The 16,786-nt window shown below is 72.0% G+C and carries 11 protein-coding genes; 3 read left to right on the forward strand and 8 right to left on the reverse strand.

From position 1 onward, the window contains the following. Positions 1 to 46: 46 nt before the first annotated feature. Entirely contained in the window at positions 47 to 2,824 is a 2,778-nt protein-coding gene (locus ABIE67_RS44115) for a SpoIIE family protein phosphatase (protein WP_370267215.1), read from the reverse strand. A 165-nt stretch (positions 2,825 to 2,989) separates the two neighbouring features. Then, positions 2,990 to 5,515 carry a SpoIIE family protein phosphatase gene (locus ABIE67_RS44120; protein WP_370267216.1) on the reverse strand — a complete coding sequence of 842 codons (2,526 nt, stop codon included), beginning with the start codon at positions 5,513 to 5,515 and terminating at the stop codon, positions 2,990 to 2,992. Positions 5,516 to 5,918: 403 nt separating this feature from the next. Here ABIE67_RS44120 and ABIE67_RS44125 point away from each other — a divergent pair, with 403 nt between their 5' ends. After that, entirely contained in the window at positions 5,919 to 7,601 is a 1,683-nt protein-coding gene (locus ABIE67_RS44125; protein ID WP_370267218.1) for a hypothetical protein, read from the forward strand. Position 7,602: 1 nt separating this feature from the next. Here ABIE67_RS44125 and ABIE67_RS44130 read toward each other — a convergent pair whose 3' ends face one another. Both ABIE67_RS44130 and ABIE67_RS44135 read right to left on the reverse strand, forming a co-directional pair. Beyond that, entirely contained in the window at positions 7,603 to 9,468 is a 1,866-nt protein-coding gene (locus ABIE67_RS44130) for a SpoIIE family protein phosphatase (RefSeq protein WP_370267219.1), read from the reverse strand. 55 nt (positions 9,469 to 9,523) lie between these two features. Then, positions 9,524 to 10,204: a class I SAM-dependent methyltransferase gene (locus ABIE67_RS44135; protein WP_370267221.1), complete on the reverse strand. Its 681-nt coding sequence runs from the start codon at positions 10,202 to 10,204 to the stop codon at positions 9,524 to 9,526. Between the two features lie 296 nt (positions 10,205 to 10,500). On the opposite strand from ABIE67_RS44135, the gene ABIE67_RS44140 reads away from it, so the two are divergent. Further along, positions 10,501 to 11,805 (forward strand): hypothetical protein, encoded by a 1,305-nt coding sequence (locus ABIE67_RS44140; RefSeq protein WP_370267222.1) that lies wholly within the window; start codon positions 10,501 to 10,503, stop codon positions 11,803 to 11,805. Positions 11,806 to 11,827: 22 nt separating this feature from the next. Here ABIE67_RS44140 and ABIE67_RS44145 read toward each other — a convergent pair whose 3' ends face one another. Next, positions 11,828 to 13,642 carry an ABC transporter ATP-binding protein gene (locus ABIE67_RS44145; protein ID WP_370267223.1) on the reverse strand — a complete coding sequence of 605 codons (1,815 nt, stop codon included), beginning with the start codon at positions 13,640 to 13,642 and terminating at the stop codon, positions 11,828 to 11,830. Positions 13,643 to 14,028: 386 nt separating this feature from the next. Here ABIE67_RS44145 and ABIE67_RS44150 point away from each other — a divergent pair, with 386 nt between their 5' ends. Then, positions 14,029 to 14,466 carry an ATP-binding protein gene (locus tag ABIE67_RS44150; protein ID WP_370267224.1) on the forward strand — a complete coding sequence of 146 codons (438 nt, stop codon included), beginning with the start codon at positions 14,029 to 14,031 and terminating at the stop codon, positions 14,464 to 14,466. Between the two features lie 65 nt (positions 14,467 to 14,531). On the opposite strand, the gene ABIE67_RS44155 is transcribed toward ABIE67_RS44150, so the two are convergent. From ABIE67_RS44155 to ABIE67_RS44165, 3 genes are all read right to left on the reverse strand, one after another. Further along, positions 14,532 to 14,963, reverse strand: a complete 432-nt coding sequence (locus ABIE67_RS44155) for an ATP-binding protein (protein ID WP_370267225.1) — start codon at positions 14,961 to 14,963, stop codon at positions 14,532 to 14,534. 157 nt (positions 14,964 to 15,120) lie between these two features. Further along, positions 15,121 to 15,384: a DUF5133 domain-containing protein gene (locus tag ABIE67_RS44160; protein ID WP_370267226.1), complete on the reverse strand. Its 264-nt coding sequence runs from the start codon at positions 15,382 to 15,384 to the stop codon at positions 15,121 to 15,123. A 58-nt stretch (positions 15,385 to 15,442) separates the two neighbouring features. Next, positions 15,443 to 16,306: a SigB/SigF/SigG family RNA polymerase sigma factor gene (locus tag ABIE67_RS44165; protein ID WP_370267227.1), complete on the reverse strand. Its 864-nt coding sequence runs from the start codon at positions 16,304 to 16,306 to the stop codon at positions 15,443 to 15,445. Positions 16,307 to 16,786: the final 480 nt, after the last annotated feature.

A 16,786-nucleotide genomic window follows, 5' to 3' on the forward strand; every position in this document is an offset into this window, starting at 1 on the left:
CCGGTCGCGTCAAAGGTTCGTACCTATGTACAAACAGCCGCCGCAGCTACGGCAGCGGCTGCTCCGCCCAGATCACCTTGCCCGCGGGCAGGTACCGCGTGCCCCAGCGGTCCGCCAGCTGCGCGACGAGGAACAGGCCGCGGCCGCCCTCGTCCGTCATGGTCGCGTAGCGCAGATGCGGCGAGGTGCTGCTGCTGTCGAAGACCTCGCAGATCAGACTGCGGTCGCGCAGCATGCGCACCCGGATCGGCTCACCGCCGTACCGGATCGCGTTGGTGACCAGCTCGCTCAGGATCAGCTCCGTGGTGAACGACAGCTCCTCCAGCCCCCAGGCCTCCAGCGTCCGTGTCACGGCGGACCGCACCTGGGCCACGGCCACCGGATCGGACGGCACCTGCCACTCGGCGACCAGCTCGGACCCGAGCGCCCGGGTACGCGCCACGATCAGCGCGATGTCGTCGCTCGCCCGGCCCGGCTGCCGGGCGTCCAGCACGGCCTGGCAGGTCTCCTCCGGCGAGCGGCCGGCCCGGGCCAGCGCGGCGCGCAGCAGCTCCAGACCCTCGTCGATGTCCCGGTCGCGGTCCTCCACGAGCCCGTCCGTGTACAGCACGAGCCGGCTGTCCTCCGCCAGCTCCAGCTCGGCCGTCTCGAACGGCAGCCCGCCCAGGCCCAGCGGAGGACCGGCGGGCACATCCGGGAAGTCGACCGAGCCGTCCGGCCGGATCAGGGCCGGCGGCGGATGGCCGGCGCGGGCGATCGTGCACCGCTGGGACACCGGGTCGTAGACCGCGTACAGACAGGTCGCGCCGGTCACCGGGGCGCTGTCGCCGTCCTCCGTCTCGTCCTGGTCGATCCGGGCGACCAGCTCGTCGAGGAGCGCGAGCAGTTCGTCGGGCGGCAGGTCCAGGGCGGAGAAGTTGTGCACCGCCGTACGCAGCCGGCCCATCGTGGCCGCCGCGTGCAGCCCGTGCCCGACGACGTCGCCCACCACCAGCGCGACCCGGGCGCCGGACAGCGGCAGCACGTCGAACCAGTCCCCGCCCACACCGGCCTGCGCCGGCAGATACCGGTAGGCGATGTCCAGCGCGTTCTGCTCCGGCAGGTTGCGGGGCAGCAGGCTGCGCTGCAGGGCCACGGCCATGCTGTGCTCGCGCGTGTAGCGGCGGGCGTTGTCGATGGACACCGCGGCCCGGGCGACCAACTCCTCCGCGAGCGCCACCTCGTCGGCGTCGAACGGCTCGGCCTTCCGCGACCGCCAGAAGCTGACCACGCCCAGCACCAGGGACCCCGCCCTGAGCGGCACCGCGACCAGCGAGTGGATGCCGAAGTCCACGATCTGCGCCGACCGCTCCAGATCCTGGGCACGCCACCCCGGCGCCTCGTCCAGCCGCGGCTCGATGACGGCCTGTCCGTCCTTGAGCGCGCGAGCCTGCGGCGAGGAGTCCACGAACCGGATCTTCTCGCCCACCGGGTACAGCGGCGCGTCCTTGTGCGTCCCGCCGCACGCCGTGCGCCGCAGCCGGGTCGCCGCCTCCGGCTGCCCGCCGTCCAGCACGGCCTCGAACAGGTCGACGGTGGCGAAGTCCGCGAACCGGGGCACCGCCAGCTCCGCCAGTTCCTCGGCGGTACGGGTGACGTCCAGGCTGGTGCCGATGCCCACACCGGCGTCGTACAGCATGTTCAGGCGCTCGCGGGCCTCCTCGGCGCGGCCGGACAGGGCGCGCAGCTCGGTCGAGTCGCGGAGGGTGGCGACGCTGCCGGACGGGCGGCCCCTGAGGGTGGTGGGGCGCTGGTTGACCGCCAGCAGCCGGTCCTTGACCAGGTGCACCTCGTCCGTGGCCATCCGGCCGGAGTCCAGCAGCTCGGCCGTGTCGGGGGCGAGACCGAGGTGGAGCACTCGGTGCCCCTCGGCGTCCGCGGGCAGATCGAGCAGACGGTGCGCCTCGTCGTTGGCGAGCAGCAGCCGCCCCTCGGTGCCGACGATGATCACGCCTTCCCGGACGGCGTGCAGGACGGCGTCGTGGTGCTCGTACATCCGGGTCATCTCGTCCGGCCCGAGACCGTGGGTCTGCCGCAGCAGCCGCTTGCTGACCAGGGCCGTACCCGCCGTGGACAGGGCGAGCGCCGCCGCCGCGGCGATCAGCAGGAGCGGCAGCTGCCGGTCCGCCGTACCGCCCACGGTCGCCTTCGTCACCCCGGCCGACACCAGCCCGACGACCTTTCCGTCGGGGTCCTTGACGGGCACCACCGCCTGGACGAGCGGCCCGATGGTGCCCGTGATCTCCTCGGTCACGACCCGCCCGGCCAGTGCGGGTCCGATGTTCCCCACGAACGTCTTGCCGATGCGGTCCGGCCTTGGATGGGTGTAGCGGACGCCGTCGGTGTTCATGACGACGATGAAGTCCACGTCCGTCGCCTCCCGCGCCGCCTCGGCCCGCGGTTGCAGCACGGCGGTGGGATCCGGGCTGTCCAGCGCCTCCCGGGTGCCCGGCGCGTTCGCGAACGCCTCGGCGACGGCCACCGAACGATGGCGGGCCTCCTGCGTGGTGTCGTAGCGCACCTGCAGCACCAGCGCCACCACCGCGGCGACGACCAGCAGCAGCACGATCACCACTTGCAGCAGGAACACCTGACCGGCGAGGCTGCGCCCGCCCAGCGTCGCCCGCACCGCGGAGAACCGCCCCTCGCGCCGCCCCTCGGCCGGGGCCCCGCGCGACGGCCCGGTTTCGGGCACTCCTCGCACGCGGACGGGCGCACCCCGTGTGCGCTCACCGCTCGGACGACGGGCCGACCGGGGCCCGGAACGACCCCACAGTCGGACCATGTGCCCATGTCTACACTGCCGGGCCTCGGGAGGCGAGAGACGTAACAGACCGTGACAGGGCCTGCTGTGTCCCACACACATCGGCCACAGGTGTGAAGGGCCGGACGCGGGCAACACCCGTCCCTGCCACAGCGTTACACGGCCGGACGCGAGCGGCCCGCGCTCTCACTTCCGGGGCGGGGGAGTGGCACGTCGCGTGGCCAGCAGCAGCGCGATGTCGTCGGGGCGGTCCGCCGTGTGCCGGGCGGTCGCGGTGAGCCGGTCGGCCACGCCCGCCAGCGAACGCCCGCCCGGCCGGGCGCCGGGGGCACCGGCCCTGGCCAGCGCCACCCGCAGCGCGCTGATGCCGTCATCGATGTCGACACCGGGCCGCTCGACCAGCCCGTCCGTGTACAACGCCAGCACGGCACCGGGCTCCATCCGCAGCTCCGTCACCGGATACGTCGCCTGCGGGTCCACGCCCAGCACCACCCCGCCGGGCAGGTCGACCACATGCGTACGGCCGTCCGGGCGGCGCAGCAGCGGCCGCGGATGCCCGGCCACGGCCGCCTGGGCGACGCCGGTCACGGGGTCGAGCCGGATGTAGCAGCAGCTCGCGAACAGGCCGGCGTCGAGGTCGATGAGCAGGTGGTTGGTGCCGCTCATGACCTCGTCGGGCGGCCGGTCACCGAGGGCGAAGGCCCGGACGGCGCTGCGCAGCTGGCCCATGGTGGCCGCCGCCTGCACGCCGTGCCCCTGTACATCGCCGATGACCAGGGCCAGACCGTCCCCGGCGGCGACCACGTCGTACCAGTCACCGCCCACCTCCATGCCCTGGGTGCCGGGCAGATAGCGTCCGGCGGTCTCCATCAGCGGGTGCTGCGACAGCCGCCGGGGGAGCAGCGCCTGCTGCAGCCCACGGGCCAGCGCGGCCTCGCTCTCGTAGCGCTGTGCCTTCTCCATGGCGTGGGCGATCAGCCCGGCCATGGCGGTGAGCACCGTACGTTCCTCGGTGCTGAAGCTGCGCGGCCGGTCGAAGCCGAGAATGCAGGAGCCGACGGACCGCCCGGAGGCGATCAGCGGCAGGAAGGCGCGCGCCCCCTCCGTCGCGTCCAGGGCGATGCCCGGGTAGGCATCGGCGAGCTGCTGCATCGAGTCGTAGAACAGCGGGCGCCCGCTGGTCAGCGTCTCGACCCCGGGGAGCCGCTCGTCGAGGCCCACCCCGTCGAACGGGGCGAGGAACCCCTTCGGGAAGCCGGTCTCCCAGGCCAGGTACAGGTGCCGCTCCTGGAGCAGATAGATGGCCAGCCGACGGCCGCCGAACGCGGGCAGCAGCTCCCGCATCACCACGGCGGACACCTGACGGGCGGTGACCGCCTCGGTGAGTGCGATGGCGAGCACGATGGGGCGGTACAGCGGAGAGAGCGACGGCGCACCGGCCGTCTCCGGCGAGCCGAGCGCGTCCGGGGGGCCGGACGGGCTGTCCGCCACCCGGGGCCCCAGCCGGAGCGTGCAGGTCAGCAGGTCCGGTCCGGGATAGACGGACAGGGCGAGCCAGTCGCCCGCGATCGCGTCGGCGGCGGGCTCACGGCCGTGGGCGGACGGCCTTCGGACATGGAAATGCACCGGATCCGGGGACAGCAGCGCTCCGCGCAGATGGTCCTCCAGGGCGGGCTGGTTGAGCCATGGCACGCCCTCCCACAGGGCCCGGCCCAGCAGCTCGGTGCGTGGCCGGCGCAGCAGCCGGGCCGCGTGCGGGTTGGCGTAGACGACCGTCCCCAGCCGGTCCAGGCTCAGCACACCGTCCGGCAGCAGATCGGCCGCCGCGTCCGCCACTGTGCCCGGCCCCGGATCGAGGACGACCCCCCGGACGGTCGACGCCCGGGCACGAGCCGCGTCGTCGTACGGCCCCCAGACCTCGACCAGCCGTGGCGCACCGTCGGGGCCGCGCACGAACAGCGGCAGAGCCGGCGGCCGGCCACCGGCCGCCTCCCGCAGCGCCGCCAGGATCCGCTCCGCGTCCGCCGGGGCGACCGCGTCCGCGAACCCCTCCGCGGTGCCATGGGCTTCCGCCGCGACCGCACCCAGGACGACGTTCAGCCGCTCGTCCGCCGTCAGAAGACCCGTCGCCGGATCCCAGGCGAACCGTCCGAGATGCCCGGAGGGCGGACGGCTGGCCGGCGGCCGCACACACAGGGGCCCGTCCTCCCAGGTCACCGCCGACGCGTCCTGGTCCTCCAGTTTGTCCAGCGCCGCCCCCAGCTCCTCGGCCAGCCGCGCCATGCGCTCGCGTACGGGCAGCAGCTCCGTGGCGTCCGCCGCCGTCGGCCGCAGCACGGTCAGCACACCGAAGACGCCCGACCTGCCCGCGACGGGGAGGTACAGGGACCCGAACGGGAACGGCAAGCCGGCCGCGTACTGCGGATAGCGGCGCATCGCCTCCGTCGCGTTCGGCAGCACGACCTCCACCCCGAGCCGGTAGGCGTCCGCGACGGGGAACGGCCGGTCCACATGCACCCGCCACCACGGCCGGAACAACGGCCCTGGCAACCCCTCCAGCACCGCCAGCCGCAGCAGCCCGGGCGTGCGGGAGCGCAGATAGACCCCTCCGGCGAGGCCACCGGCCGCGCTGATCGCCTCCGCCGAGGCATCGATCAGCAGCGCCGCCAGCCTGCCGGGCGTGCGCTCTGCGCCCTCGGCGCTCCCAGTCATCGGCCCTACCTCGTCCGTACGCCATCACGCGCGCGACACAGCAAGAATGCGCCACCAGCCCCCTCGCTCGCACCTGGTCGGCACGACCCGTGACCCCGCGGCCACGGTGCCGGGGCGTCACCGCGCCGGGTACCCACGGGCGCGGAGACCGACGCCGGCGACGGGAGCCTTCCGTACGGGGGCGGGTGAGCGGGGCGATGCCATGCGTGGCCGCCGGCCCGCACCCTCCGGCTCCCCGGCTCCCCGGCTCCCCGGCTCCCCGGCCCTCCGGGACGACGCGAGGAACCGGACACGCCTGACCCGAAACCGCGTCACGGCCCCTCCCGTTGTCGGTGCGAGACCCGAGGCTCTCCGGAAGACTCGGGAACAGACCGCCGGGCGCAGCACAGGCAGGAGACCGACCATGGAGTACTACGACCTCGGCACCTACACCCGCTCCGTGACCACCTCCTCCGCCGACGCGCAACTCTGGTTCGACCGCGGCCTGACGTGGACGTACGCCTTCCACCACGAGGAGGCCGTCGCCTGCTTCCAGCGGGCCGTCGAGGCCGACCCCGACTGCGCCATGGCCCACTGGGGCATCGCCTACGCGCTCGGCCCGAACTACAACAAACCCTGGGAGTTCTTCGACGACCAGGACCTGGTCCGCACCGTCGACCGGACCCACGCGGCCGTCGAGCTGGCACACGAGAAGGCGAACGGCGCCACCCCCGTCGAACAGGCGCTGATCACCGCACTGCGCGCCCGCTACCCGCAGGCGAAGGCCGTCGAGGACTGCTCGGTCTGGAACGCCCCCTACGCCGACAGCATGCGCACGGTCTACGAGCTCGCCCCGGACGACCCGGACATCGCCACCCTGTACGCCGACGCCCTGATGAACCTCACGCCCTGGCAGCTGTGGGACCTCAGGACGGGCCAACCGGCCGAAGGCGCCCGCACATCGGAGGCCAAGGCCGTCCTCGACCGTGCCCTCGCCACCGACGCGGGCCGCGCGCACACGGGAGTGGTCCACATGTACGTCCACCTGATGGAGATGTCCCCGACCCCCGAGGCCGCCCTGGCCGTCGCGGACCGGCTGCGCGGCCTGGTGCCGGACGCCGGGCACCTGCTGCACATGCCCTCGCACCTGGAGGTCCTGTGCGGCGACTACCGGCGGGTGGTCTCCGACAACACCGCGGCGATCGCGGCCGACGAGAAGTACCACGCCCGGGCCGGGGCGATGAACTTCTACACCCTGTACCGCTCGCACAACTACCACTTCAAGATCTACGGCGCGATGTTCCTCGGCCAGAGCGAGGTCGCCCTCAAGACCGCGGCAGAGCTGGAGGCGTCCATCCCGGAAGACCTGCTGCGCGTGCCGAGCCCGCCCATGGCCGACTGGCTGGAGGCCTTCCTCGCCATGCGGGTCCACGTCCTGATCCGGTTCGGCCGCTGGGACGACATCCTGGCGCTGCCGATGCCCGCCGACCCCGAGCTGTACTCGATGTCGACGGCGATGCGCCACTACGCCCGAGGCGTCGCCCTCTCCTCGACCCACCGCGTCCCCGAGGCGGAGGCGGAACGCCGGCTCTTCCGGGAGGCCGCCGGCCGGGTACCCGAGACCCGCATGCTCTTCAACAACACCTGCGCAGACATCCTCGCGATCGCCTCGGCGATGCTCGACGGCGAACTGGAGTACCGCAAGGGCAACCACGATGTCGCCTTCGCCGCCCTGGAACGCTCCATCGAGCTGGACGACAACCTCCCCTACGACGAGCCGTGGGGCTGGATGCAGCCCACCCGGCACGCCTACGGCGCACTCCTCCTGGAACAGGGACGCGTCGAGGAGGCGGAAGCGGTGTACCGGGCCGACCTCGGCCTGGACGGCACGCTTCCGCGCGCGTTGCAGCACCCGGGCAACGTCTGGTCCCTGCACGGCCTCCACGAGTGCCTGGTGCGACTGGGCCGGACCGGGGAGGCCCAGATGGTGTCCCAGCAGCTGCGGCTCGCCGCCGCGCTGGCGGACGTACCGATCGAGGCCTCCTGCTTCTGCCGACTCGAGACGACCGCCCGGGGGGCCGCCGAGGGCGCCTGCTGCGCGGACTGAGTCAGCGGTCCGCGGGTGGGGCGGGCAGCGGCTGCTCGAACCAGACCACCTTGCCCGTGCTCACCCTCGTCGCGCCCCAGCGCTGGGACAGCTGGTCGACCAGGAACAGCCCTCGGCCGCCCTCGTCGCTCAGCCGGGCATGCCGCATCCTCGGCACCACCGGGGAGTCGTCGCCCACCTCGCAGCGCAGTACGTCCGTGCAGAGCAGCCGTAGGGTGATCGGCCGGGACGCGAAACGTACAGCGTTGGCCACCACCTCGCTGACCATGAGCTCGGTGGCCTCCACGAGGGAGTCGAGCCCCCAGTGGCCGAGTGTCCTACGGGTCAGCCGGCGGGCCCGGCCCGCGGTCTGCGGGCGGGGCGCCAGGTACCAGTACGCGATGGTCTCCGGCTGAATGCCCTCGAACCGGGCGGCGAGCAGCGCGATGTCGTCGTCCCGGTCCCCCGATCCCAGCGTGCCGAGCGCCGCGTCGCACAGTTTCTCCAGCGCCTCGGGCGCGGATCCGGCGGCGGCCGCGCGCAGCCGTGCGCACAGCCGCTCCACCCCGGTCAGTACGTCCGAGTCCCGGGACTCGACCAGACCGTCGGTGTACAGCAGCAGAGTGGCCCCGGCCGGCGCGTGCGTCTCGACGGACTCGAATCCGCCGCCACCGACGCCGATGGGCGCGCCGGGCGGGACCCGCAGGACCTCGGTGCTGCCGTCGGGACGCAGCAGCACCGGCGGCAGGTGGCCGGCGTTGGACACCAGCAGCCGGTGCAGCACGGGGTCGTACAGGGCGTACAGACAGGTCGCCGTGTGCTCGCTGCCCAGACGGCCCGCCTGCTCGTCGAGATGGTGGAGCACCTCGTCGGGAGGCAGGTCGAGCCCGGCCAGGGTCTGCACGCTGGTGCGCAGCTGCCCCATGATCGCGGCCGACGTCATGGAGTGGCCCATCACGTCGCCGATCACCAGCGCGACACGGTTGCCGGGCAGCGGGATCGTGTCGTACCAGTCGCCGCCGACCTGCGCGGTCCGCGAGGACGGAAGATAGCGGCTGGCCAGTCGGACACCGGGCGGCTCCGGAAGCGACGGCGGCAGCATCGTGCGCTGCAGCGCGTCCGCGATGGACGCCTCCCGCTCGTACAACATCGCCTTTTCGAGCCCGAGAGCGGTGTGCGTGGCGAGCTGGGAGGCCACGAGCAGGTCGTCGCCGGTGAAGTCCGGCCGGCCGGGGCCGCGGACGAGGACGACGCTGCCCAGGGCGTGGCTGCGGCCGTGCAAAGGCGCGATGACGAGCCGCCGTCCGGGCGGCACGGCCGGCGGGACGTTCGCGGTTCCCAGCAGTTCGGCCGCCGCGGAGGCGGCGCCCTGTGTGTCCCCGAGCACCGGCTGCCCGTCCCGAAGCAGTGCGGCGAGGGGTCCGCCGGAAGCCGGGTGTACGACCTCCGCGGCCCGGGTCGGGTGTGTGCCGGCCGGGGGCGGCCCGGAGCCCCGGGTGCCAGGGCCCGCGGGCGGGGAACGGTCCACGGTGTGCAGTCGCAGGACTCCGGGGGAGGCGTCGGTCTCGTCGCCGACCGGAAGCGGTGCGTACAGATGGACGAACGCCGTGTCGGCGAAGGCCGGGACGGCTGCCCGGCACAGCTCGGACAGGGTCTCGTCGAGGTTCATGCCGCGGGCGATCCGGCGGGTCGCCGCGTCGAGGTACCGGAGCCGGTCGGTCTGCGGCCCGGGGAGAGCGGGCCCGTCACCTTGAGGGGATCCGCGAAGCGCCTGGCCGGACAGGGGGGAGGGGCCCGGTTGCTGCGGCCGATACGCGAGAGCGGCACGTTCACCTACCCCGGGCGCCTGGCCCCGGATGTCCTCACCGGCTCCGGGCTGCTTCGTCATGCCTGTCCTTCCGGCCGTGCGGCCGCGCCGCGCTTTCCGAGCGGATCAGGTGTCCTCAGGCGTGCCGCCGGCACCGCAGGAAGATCTGCACCTCGGGTTGGACGTCGGCGGCTGCCGGAGCATAGGTGTACGACGTCTCCTCGATGATCTCGAAGCCCGCCGTCTCGACGATCTCGCGCAGCTCGTCCCGCAGATAGCCGGAGACGCGGATGCTCCTGCCGATGAACGGGATCTCGAAGTCGTCCACATCGGCCTCCACCATCGACAGCGCGAACAGGCCCTCCGGAACCAGCAGGTGGCGGACGGTCCGGAGGGTGAGGGGAATCTTGGAGCGCGGCAGCATGAGCAGGGAGAAGAAGGCGGTCACCGCGTCGAAGCGGCCGAGGTCCAGGGATCCGCCGGGCCGCAGATCCGCGATGTCGGCCTGGTGGAACACCCCGCCGGGCACATTGTCGCGGGCCAGCGCGACCATCCCGTCCGACAGGTCCACACCGACGACCTCGACGCCCGCCGCCGCCAGCTGGCCCCCGGTCGGGACCCCAGTGCCGCATCCCAGGTCCAGTACCCGGGATCCGGCCGGCAGGGAACCGATGAGCCACTCGGCGGCCGCGAGCTGCCCTTCCTTGTGGGGGAAAGCCTCGTCGTAGCGCTCGCCGATGGCGTCGAAGGCCTCGGCCTGACCTGTGCGGTCGGGCCGTGGCGTCCCGTGATCGAGCTCTTCGGCAGGGTTGCTCACAAGGCTTCTCCTCTGAGGCATTATGGGGCATTTTTCCGGATCCAGACAGCTGTCCGGGCCTTGCCCTGCCTCCCCGGGCCGCACGGGGCCCGGGGCCTTCAGGACTCCCGGGGGCCTCGGATCCCGGCATGCCGGTGCCCTAGGGCGCCACGTCCTCGAGCCGCCGCCCGCTTACACCGCCCCGACGACGATCGGGCCGTGCAACCGTTGGGCCGCGACGGGCGTCTGCTGTGTGGGGGGACTGGCGTTCCCCCGTAGTTCATTCGTCCGTCACCGTCGTTCAACCCGAGGACTTCATGTTCCCTCCCGCCCCCGGCTCGCGTGTGTTCCGACAGACCGCCGGCGCGGTCGGTGCCGTCGCTCTGATCGCGCTGGGCGCCACGCCCGTGGCCGCCGAAGACACCGCCCCCGGACTGGTTCTGGACGAGATCGCCCCGTTCGATGGGGTGAAGCCGGGCAGCACCTTCGCGGTGCCCGCGAGTTTCACGAACACGGGCTCCGAGGCGCTCGGCAAGGTGTGGCTGTCGTACGAGGTCAGTCACGGACTGAGCCACACCGAACTGCCCTCCAACTGCCTCGCCTGGAAGGTCGGCGGGTTCGACGAGATGCCGGTCAGCACGAAGGCGGTCTGCGCGTTCGACCAGACGGTGAAGCCCGGGGTCGTCTACGCGCCCGAGAACGCGCTGACGGTGAACGCTCTGGACAGCGCGCTGTACGACAGCGTCCATGTCGTGGTGAGCGCCCAGGACAACTCCCCCGGGGATGAGGCCTCTTCGGGGCCCGTCCAGGGAACCGGCCCCGCGCTGAAGCTGGCCGAGCGGCCCGACGCCACCCCGGCCGCCCCCGGCTCCGCCGAGAGGGAGGACTGGGACGCGCAGAGGGTGGCGGTGACCGCCGAGAACACCGCCGACTTCCAGGTGACGGGCGCCCGACTGAAGGGCCGCGTCGGCGACACCGTGAACCTGGAGGTCAAGTTCACCAACGCCGGGCCGGGTTGGATGTACCACGGGACGGCCGGCACTCCGGCCACCCAGGTCCTGATCAGGATGCCCGCCGGAACGACGGTCACCAAAAACCACGCCTACTGCGACAAGCTGCCCTCCGGCACCTACGAGTGCGGCACCAGCCAGGCGTGGGTCGACGAGGGCTATGTCGGGACCTACACCTTCAAGCTGCGGATCGACAAGGCGGTGCCGGGCGCCAAGGGCTCGGTGGCGCTCGAAGCGAAGCCCCGGCCGTTCGACCACGACAAGGCCAACGACACCGCCGACATCACGCTCGATGTCGACGGCGCCGGTGACGGGTCGACGGGCGGCAGTGGCTCCACGACCTCCGGCGGTGGCGACGGCTCCACGTCCACCGGTGGGACGGGCTCCACCGACGGTACCGGTGCCACGGACGGGGCCTCCTCGACCGGCGGCGGTTCCACCACCGCCGGCACGTCGACGGGCGGTTCCGGCGACTCGGCCACCGTTTCCGGGGACCTCGCGAGCACCGGTTCCGGTGCCACCCTGCCCGTCGCGGGCGCCGCGGTCGCCGCCGTCGGCATCGGCGCCGGCGCCGTTCTGGTCGTACGCCGACGCCGCGCCGCCGGGCGGTAACGGCCCAGGGGCGATCGCGAGTTCAGGGCAGCTCGGCCTCCGCGGGGGTGTCGTCGAGGAAGCCGCCCGACTGGTGCTTCCACAGCTTCGCGTAGGCGCCGCCCAACGCCAGGAGACCGTCGTGCGTGCCCTGCTCGACGATCTGTCCACGGTCCAGGACGACCAGTTGGTCCATGCCGGCGACCGTGCTCAGCCGGTGCGCCACCACGAGCGCCGTCCGCCCGTCCATGAGCCGCCACAGCGCCTCCTGGACCAGGAGCTCGCTCTCGGAGTCCAGGGCGCTGGTCGCCTCGTCCAGCAACAGGATCGGCGCGTCGCGCAGGATCGCCCGGGCGAGCGCGACCCGCTGGCGCTGACCGCCGGACAGCTTCACGCCGCGCTCGCCCACCATGGTGTCGAAGCCGTTCGGCAGCGCGTCCGCGAACTCCGTGACGTGCGCCGCATCGGCCGCGCGGCGGATCTCCTCGGCGCCGGCGTCCGGCCGGGCGAACGCGATGTTCTCCCGCAGTGTGCGGTGGAACATCGCCGGGTCCTGCGGCACATAGGCGATCAGACCGCGCAGGTCGGCCTGGCGCAGCCGGCTGATGTCCTGCCCGCCGATCAGGATCCGGCCGCCGTCGATGTCCGTCATCCGCAGCAGCAGCCGGGTGAGGGTGGTCTTGCCCCCGCCGGACCGGCCCACGAGGCCGATCTTCGACCCGGCCGGCACATCCAGGTCGAGGCCCTCGAACAGCGGGCGGCCACCGCCGTGGGCGAACCTCACCTGCTCGAAGCGGACGTCGGCGGGAGCGGGCAGCAGCGGATCCGGCGACGGCGGATCGAGCACGGTCGGCGGGGTCAGCAGCAACTCGGTGAACTGCGCGGCCTCCGTCATCGAGCTCTCCAGCCGACGGTAGATCTGGTTGAACTCGAACATGATCCGCGTCGCGTTCGTGTAGTACGTGAACGCGACCACGACCGCCTCCACGCCCGCCGCGCCGCCGCCGAGCGTGACGGCGAGCAGCAGCCCCAGCGCGTTGGTCAGCACCGACATCGGCGCGACCAGCGTGTCGATGCGCAGATTGCCGTAGTCCCACGACCGCAGGGTGAGCCAGCGCGAAGCCGCGACCCGGGTGCGGTGCTCGGCGGCCTCGCGCTCCTCGGCGGCGAACGCCCGCACCGTGTCCATGTTCATCAGGCTGTCGGCGACGTGGCCCGACACCCGGGCGATCGCCTCCTCACGCTCGTCGACCAGAGCCTGACGGCGCCGGATGAGGGGCACCACGCACAGCGCGGTCACCGCGATCATGGTCAGGAGCCCGACGACGAGCAGCGGTTCGTAGCGCCACAGCACCACCGCCCCGAACACCAGCGGCACGAAACTGCCCACGATCTGGAACGTCAGCGTGTCGACGAACTGCTCGAAACGGGCGGCGAAGCTCAGGACGCGCTTGGTCAGCGATCCGGCGAAGTTGTCGTGGAAGAACGCGGCGTCCTTGGCGAACAGTTCGTCCATCCCGATCACGTACAGGTGCTCGATACCGAGGGCGTCGAGGCGGTTCAGGCAGTGCAGCGCGACGCGCCACAGCGTCTCCGCGAGCAGCAGGACACCGACGAAGCCGAGGACGTACGGCAGTGTCGAGCCGAGGGTGATCTCCGTGTCGCCCGCGATGTCGCCGACGAGCTTGGCGACGATCAGCGGCGCGATGTAGTTGATCCCGATGTTGCCGAGCGCCGACAGCAGCATCGCGGGTAACGTCAGCCACCGAAGGCGGGCCAACTCCCGTCCGTAGTAACGAAGTGCGAGCAGCACCGAGCGTTTGCCCGGCAGGACCCTGCGCGGTTCAGGCGTTCCCATCCCACCTCTGTGATGTTCTGCGGCAGCCCGCCTCACGCGACCGAGGGCAGGGGGCATCGCCGCGATTGTTGCGTGGAGTCACGATCCGTGTACGCACAGTGTCCCGCGGTGGCGCCCTCGACGTCCAAGCGTTTTCCGGTCGGCGGCGCGCGACTCCGCCCGGCGCGTGGAGGATCTTGTGCGCATGCGAGATGCCGGAGCCGGTCTTCCCAGGTCAGCGGCTCCTGAGGCCAGTGCGCAGCAGGCCCTGTGGCCTCTCTCTTCCGTGATGTCCCGCGGGCTCCTACCATTCCGGACGCGTAGTCGCGCTCTGCCTGGGAACCAGCAGCGATGGAAGCATCAGGACAAGTCACCGCGGCCGAGGCAGACGGGCCGGAGAAGGTGTGATGGCGACGGAATCGCGTGGAGGCGGCAAGCCGTCTTCCGAAGGCATACAGGACTGCGAGGTCAGGTTTGACGGAGGATTCGGTGATGTGACGAGAGCCCGCCTCAGCGCGGAGAAGTATCTGACCACGCTCGAGCGGTCCGCACCGCCGGAGACTCCCGAGCACCGGGACGACATCGTGCTGGTGGTCACCGAGCTGGCCGCCAACGCGATCCAGTACGCCCCGGGGCCGTTCGGGCTGACGATGCGCAAGGCGTTCGACGGGGTGCATGTGACGCTCAGCGACACGAGCACCACTCCGCCGGCGTCGCGCCCGTTCCACCCCGGCAACGGCACCGGCGGCGGCATCGGCTGGTATCTGATCCACACGTTGTGCGACCAGGTCAGCGTGGTGGTGCGAGAGGACGGCAAGGACGTGCACGCGTTCCTGCCCTGGTGAGTGTCCCTGAGTCGCCCTGGTGAGTCGCCCGCCCGACGAGCGGGCGCTCAGGCGTGAGCGGGCACTCAGGTCAGCGGCACCAGCACGGTGACCGTCTTGCCGCCCGTGCGGCGGCGCTCGATGTGGATCTCGCGGGACAGGCGGATGATCAGAGGCCATCCGTATCCGCTGCCCTCATGCGTGTGGGGGAGTGTGCCGGGCCCGTAGGCGGCGGAGGGGACGGCGTCGCTGTAGTCGTGCACGCGCAGTCGCACCCCCTTGGGCAGCAGGTCCACCTCGAACCCCGCGAGGCCGCCACCGTGCCGGATGGCGTTGGTGACCACTTCCGACACGACGAGCATGAGATCCATGACGGCTCGCTCGCCAGCCGGGCCGGACGGGGAGTGTCCGTGCTCCTCCACGACCGACCGCACATAACTCCGTGCCGTCGACGCGCTGGTGATCGGGACCGGTCGGGGGCGCGCCGTCCGGCTGTCCCCGGCCGGACGGCGCTCCATCGGCTTCACGGTTGCTCGTTCGCGGCCCGCGGAATGCTCATCACTCGCTGAGCATGGCAGGCGCGCGCCAAGAGGACTGCGGCTTCCGTCACTTCACCATTCCTCGCACGCTGTCGTCTCCGTTCCTCGTCGTCCGTCCGGGTCCATGGGGCTGCGCCTACCCGGGTACGGCCGAATCATGGGGCGGAGCCGCCCGGCAGGGGCCGGCGCCGGGGTCCTGCGTGGCGGCGAGCAGGCGGCGGGCCGCCTCCAGGGCCCGCCCCACCTCGCGTGTTCCGGTCGACACGCACAGGGTGTAGGCCAGGTCCTGCGCGCGCAGGACGCGCCGGCCCGGGCCGTCCTCCCCGTCGCCCTGGTGGGCCATGAGGGCCTCGTACTCCTCGACGAGCCTGCGCAGCATCGTCGGATGGGGCATCAGCATGTGTCTGCGCTCCTGGATGAAGTGGTCTCCTGGATGTCGGGAACGGGGCCGTTCTCCGTCACCCGGTCCGGCCGCTGTCGCCCTCGTCGTCGCAGCAGCGTCCCTGGTCGAGCGCCTCGTCCCGGATCCGGGCGCAGCACCGGCTGATGAGGCGGGAGACGTGCATCTGGGAGATGCCCAGTTGATCGGCGATGCGGCTCTGGGTCATGTCCTCGAAGAAGCGCATGTACAAGATGGCGCGCTCACGTTCGGGCAGGCGCCGCAGCCCCGCCTTCGCCGCCTCGCGGTCGATGACGACGTCGTACGCCTCGTCGCAGGCGCCGATCGTGTCGGCGAGGCTGAAGCCGTCGTCGCTCGAGGACATCTCGGCGTCGAGGGAGAGGGTGCTGAAGCTCTCCAAGGCCTCCAGCCCGGCGTTGACCTCGTCGTCGGTGAGCCCGGTGTGGGCGGCGATCTCGGCGACCGAGGGGTTGGATCCGGCCGCGTTCTCGGCGAGGTCGCGGCGTGCGATCCGTACCTTGTTGCGCAGCTCCTGGACGCGACGGGGAACCCTGAGGGCCCACATCCGGTCGCGGAAGTGCCGCTTGATCTCGCCTGTGATGGTCGGTACGGCGTAGCTCTCGAAGGCCCCTCGACCGGGCTCGTAGCGGTCGATCGCCTTCACCAGTCCCAGGGCCGCGACCTGACGCAGATCCTCCAGCGACTCACCGCGGTTGCGGAATCGGCCGGCGATGCGGTGGGCCATGGGCAGCCACACCTTGGTCAGTTCGTCGCGTATCGCGTCTCGCTCAGGCCCCTCGGGCAGAGTGGCGAGGCGGGCGAAGTCGGCCGCGCTGTCGGGGGCGTCGTCGTGGACGCGGCCACCGGACACGCGGGGACGGGCGGATGTGGCGGATCCTTGTGCGGACGTCTCAACCAGCATGCGGAACAGCTCCTGAAGGGCGTTCTCAGGGAATCTCCGGGAAACGGTGCGCGGTGTACGGGGCAGGAAGGCCCTGGAGTGGTCACACCTGTCGCACCGGAGCGCCTCTGGTCCGAAGCACGAGAACCCGCATGCCCCGCAACTCCCTACGCAAACGAGGGCGGGTGCACGAGGTAGGGCGCGAGGTCTGGCGCAAGGGATGGTGCAAGTGGTGGCGTAAGGGGTGGTGGTGCAAGTGGTGGCGCAAGGTCTGATGCAAGAGGTGGCAGAAGGACCGGTGCAGGTCAGGGAGTTGTGCGGTCGGCCGCGGTCGGCGGGGGGCCGGGTCCCGAACGGACGCCGCCTGGGGGCGGGTTCACGCCACAACTCGCCTCCCGTGTCGTGATCTCGGCGAAGGAAGTCGAGAGAAGTCGAGAGAAGGGGCATGAGACGCGCGAGTTCGGGCACCCGGGGATGGACAAGTGGTTCCAAAGATGGGGA

Origin of the sequence: Streptomyces sp. V4I8, from assembly GCF_041261225.1 — a bacterium.
Classification (GTDB): Bacteria; Actinomycetota; Actinomycetes; order Streptomycetales; family Streptomycetaceae; genus Streptomyces.

Bases quoted from the DNA above. Each gene is read 5' to 3' on its own strand.
- ABIE67_RS44115 (WP_370267215.1), bottom strand. From the start codon at position 2,824: ATGGTCCGACTGTGGGGTCGTTCCGGGCCCCGGTCGGCCCGTCGTCCG.
- ABIE67_RS44120 (WP_370267216.1), bottom strand. From the start codon at position 5,515: ATGACTGGGAGCGCCGAGGGCGCAGAGCGCACGCCCGGCAGGCTGGCG.
- ABIE67_RS44125 (WP_370267218.1), top strand. From the start codon at position 5,919: ATGGAGTACTACGACCTCGGCACCTACACCCGCTCCGTGACCACCTCC.
- ABIE67_RS44130 (WP_370267219.1), bottom strand. From the start codon at position 9,468: ATGACGAAGCAGCCCGGAGCCGGTGAGGACATCCGGGGCCAGGCGCCC.
- ABIE67_RS44140 (WP_370267222.1), top strand. From the start codon at position 10,501: ATGTTCCCTCCCGCCCCCGGCTCGCGTGTGTTCCGACAGACCGCCGGC.
- ABIE67_RS44145 (WP_370267223.1), bottom strand. From the start codon at position 13,642: ATGGGAACGCCTGAACCGCGCAGGGTCCTGCCGGGCAAACGCTCGGTG.
- ABIE67_RS44150 (WP_370267224.1), top strand. From the start codon at position 14,029: ATGGCGACGGAATCGCGTGGAGGCGGCAAGCCGTCTTCCGAAGGCATA.
- ABIE67_RS44155 (WP_370267225.1), bottom strand. From the start codon at position 14,963: ATGGAGCGCCGTCCGGCCGGGGACAGCCGGACGGCGCGCCCCCGACCG.
- ABIE67_RS44160 (WP_370267226.1), bottom strand. From the start codon at position 15,384: ATGCTGATGCCCCATCCGACGATGCTGCGCAGGCTCGTCGAGGAGTAC.
- ABIE67_RS44165 (WP_370267227.1), bottom strand. From the start codon at position 16,306: ATGCTGGTTGAGACGTCCGCACAAGGATCCGCCACATCCGCCCGTCCC.